Source organism: Neobacillus soli NBRC 102451, assembly GCF_001591665.1.
In the GTDB taxonomy this organism is placed as follows: Bacteria; Bacillota; Bacilli; order Bacillales; family Cytobacillaceae; genus Neobacillus; species Neobacillus soli.
The window spans coordinates 1-2,836 of sequence record NZ_BCVI01000113.1; the positions used below are offsets into that span (position 1 = coordinate 1).

4 protein-coding genes are annotated in these 2,836 nt (G+C 36.8%); 2 read left to right on the forward strand and 2 right to left on the reverse strand.

Features of this window, described 5'->3' with window-relative positions; genetic code table 11:
- Nucleotides 1–56: 56 nt before the first annotated feature.
- The gene (gerD, locus tag BSO02S_RS25840) at nt 57–677 is read right to left on the reverse strand and encodes a spore germination lipoprotein GerD (protein ID WP_066074880.1); all 621 of its coding nucleotides are present in this window, start codon (nt 675–677) and stop codon (nt 57–59) included.
- A gap of 147 nt (nt 678–824) precedes the next feature.
- Between gerD and BSO02S_RS25845 the strand changes: the two genes are divergently transcribed.
- Nucleotides 825–1,511: a KinB-signaling pathway activation protein gene (locus BSO02S_RS25845; protein ID WP_066074882.1), complete on the forward strand. Its 687-nt coding sequence runs from the start codon at nt 825–827 to the stop codon at nt 1,509–1,511.
- A 23-nt stretch (nt 1,512–1,534) separates the two neighbouring features.
- Here the strand turns inward: BSO02S_RS25845 and pdaB are convergent, their stop codons facing one another.
- A complete protein-coding gene (gene pdaB, locus BSO02S_RS25850) occupies nt 1,535–2,287 on the reverse strand; it encodes a polysaccharide deacetylase family sporulation protein PdaB (protein WP_066074884.1) in 753 nt (250 codons plus the stop codon).
- 139 nt (nt 2,288–2,426) lie between these two features.
- Between pdaB and BSO02S_RS25855 the strand changes: the two genes are divergently transcribed.
- The gene (locus BSO02S_RS25855; RefSeq protein WP_066074886.1) at nt 2,427–2,657 is read left to right on the forward strand and encodes a hypothetical protein; all 231 of its coding nucleotides are present in this window, start codon (nt 2,427–2,429) and stop codon (nt 2,655–2,657) included.
- The last annotated feature ends 179 nt before the right edge of the window (nt 2,658–2,836 follow it).

Here is a 2,836-nt window from a genome sequence, read left to right on the forward strand (position 1 = left end):
GTGCTCCAGGCCTGTCGTGAGCTGACCAGGGCGCATGTGCTTTACTATTTTAACCTCTAGCTCCCGCCGCCTTGTCCACTGGAAGCGTCTTTGCCACCGCTGGATTGTCCATCCTTGCTGCCTGATTTGCTTTTCGTTTCCTCCGCTGCCTTTAAAAGCAATTCCTGCATTTTTGCCTTAAAAAGCGGACTTTCAATTGTTTCCGCAATGACTGTCTGCAAATGTTCACGGTATTCTTTACTTTTTAATGCGTCTGCCATTTCTTTTTGAATTTCAGGTTCTTTAAAAACTTCAATCATCATCCCTCTATATTCGGGGTCATTCATTAATTCCTTCAGTAATTTTTCATTCTCAGATCTCATGTTTTTGGCAACGCCTTTAGCGAATTTCGGATCGCTAAATGTTTTTTTCCAAAAGGTGGTTGCTTTATCGGTCGTCAGTGTTTGCTGGATGGTGTCAGAAACGACCTTTTGATCCATAACAAGTTTTTCCTTCATTTTATCATCGGACATCACGTCTTGAATTGCCTTCTTGCCATCATCGGTTTTGAGAATGTCAACAACCATCTTTTTTGTCTGATCGTAATCAATTTGCCCTCCGCTGCTTGTATCGCTGGAGGAACAGCTTGTTAAGAACATCATGATGGGTAGGAGGAGCAACATACTTTTAGCTTTCATTTCCAAGCTCCTTTCACATAAAGATCCTTAATTTTAGGATGAAGAAAATGAGCTGAGATTATGCGTAAGAAAATCAAATTATGGATTTTTCGAATGTTGCTTGGTACAATCAGGATGGAATTTATCTTTTGTAGTGGAGGTTTTAGTGTGACAAGCCGTAATTTGGTAAGACTGTTTATGACCACATTATTAGTTGGCGGGGTCACGACAGCTATTGTGGGATTTATTATTCGCTGGAATGAGTTCCAGCATTATTTTACTGACTTTGATTTCAAATCGATTGTGCTAACAACAATATGGTTAATTGGAATGGGCTTTCTTTTTAGTTTAATAAGCCAATTGGGTTTTTTCTCATATTTAACTGTCCACCGCTTCGGTTTAGGTATTTTTAAATCTGCGGGGCTGTGGAATGCTGTTCAAATTGTCCTTATTTTGTTTGCATTTTATGACTTAATTGATTGGCGATATGAAAAGTTTGCCAAACCAGGCGACTCTCTTTTTTCATACTTTTTGCCTGCCATCCTAATTTTAGTTGCTGCTCTTATTGTTGCCTGGCTAAAAATGAAACAAACCAATCGTGGTGCGTTTATTCCTGCCCTATTTGTTATGATAGTTGTTACAATAGTAGAATGGGTGCCGGCGATTAAAGCAAATGATAATAGCTGGCTATACCTTATGGTTGTTACCTTAATGGCCTGTAATGCCTACCAATTATTAATTTTGCATAAGTTAAACTCTAAATCTGAGCAGGAAAGACAACAGAAAGCAAGTCAATCTGCTAATAAAAATAAAACAGCAAGTAAAAAAGTGACAAAAAAACCGTCCATTAGTTAAATGGGCGGTTTTTCAACGGTAAATTATTTAATTTCTTTTGAATGGGCTTCCCCATTTGCAATCATTTCCGAAACCGATACAAGTTTTAACCCCTTTTGGCGGATATCCCCCAAAATCATTGGAATTGCTTTAGCCGTTTGTTTTGCAGAATCTGAAGCATGAAGAAGAACGATATCGCCCTTATTTGCCTTCTTTACATTTTCGGCTATTTTCCCTGCCCCTGGGTTATTCCAATCTTTTGAATCGACACTCCAATGGACAACCGTATATCCATATCTCTTGGCAATTTGTAAAGTTCGTTCATCAAAGTGCCCGGTTGGTGCACGTAAAAGCTTAACGTCCTTAACGTTTAATTTTTTAAAGACCTCTTGGGCTTTTGCAATATCTCTGCCAATTTTCACATCTTCTAAGTCCTTGTAGTCCTCATAACCGTAACCTAGAACGCCAATTTCATAGCCCTCTTTTACAATTCGGCTGACAATATCAGGGTGTCTTTCTGCCCAAGATCCGGCCAAGAAGAAGGTAGCTGACTTAACATTTCCCTTTTTTAAGGTATCTAAAATCGGCACTGCCTTTTCATCACCCCAGCCAATATTAAAAGTGAGAGCGAGATCTTTTTCACCACGGTAAATGGCTTTAGGTCCATCATTAGTCGAAAATACAGGTATTTGTGGAAGGTTCTCTATATAGAGAAACCACGCGGTAAAAAAAGCAGCAATTAAAATAAGAGAAATATTCTTTAAAGACTTCCCGTTTAATACAAAAAAGAAATTCATCTGAGCCCCACCTCGTCCCATACCGTCCTTGATTCAACCTATGCTTGTATTTCTAGTAATATGATTAAAGAATTTAATTATAAAACTTCAATAATTGGAAAAGACTACTATAAATAGAAATTTCGCTGGAGGTTATTCAATGTTTGGACTTCTGATAAATGATAAAGAAGTAAAGGAAATGGAATACCTTATTAAAAGAGAAATGGATGAAATCCTATTTGATTTAAGGGATGAACGGATTGATTATATTGTAAAAAGAGCAATGGAAGAGAGATATAAAATATTATTTACATTATTTAGAAGGGTTGCTTCACCAAATGACTGTATAAAGTATATGAGGAGAGGAAAGAAGGATAGAAAGAAGGGTTAAAAAAATAATTACTTTCTATAAAACTTTATTAAAGATTTCCGTTGACAATTATTTATTACCTTGGTATATTAATAAACGTCGCTGATGACTTAAAAAATGCTTTGAAAAAAGTTATTGACATCGTGTTTAACGGATGTTATATTTATAAAGTCGCTTTTAGCCGACAGAGATATTGATCC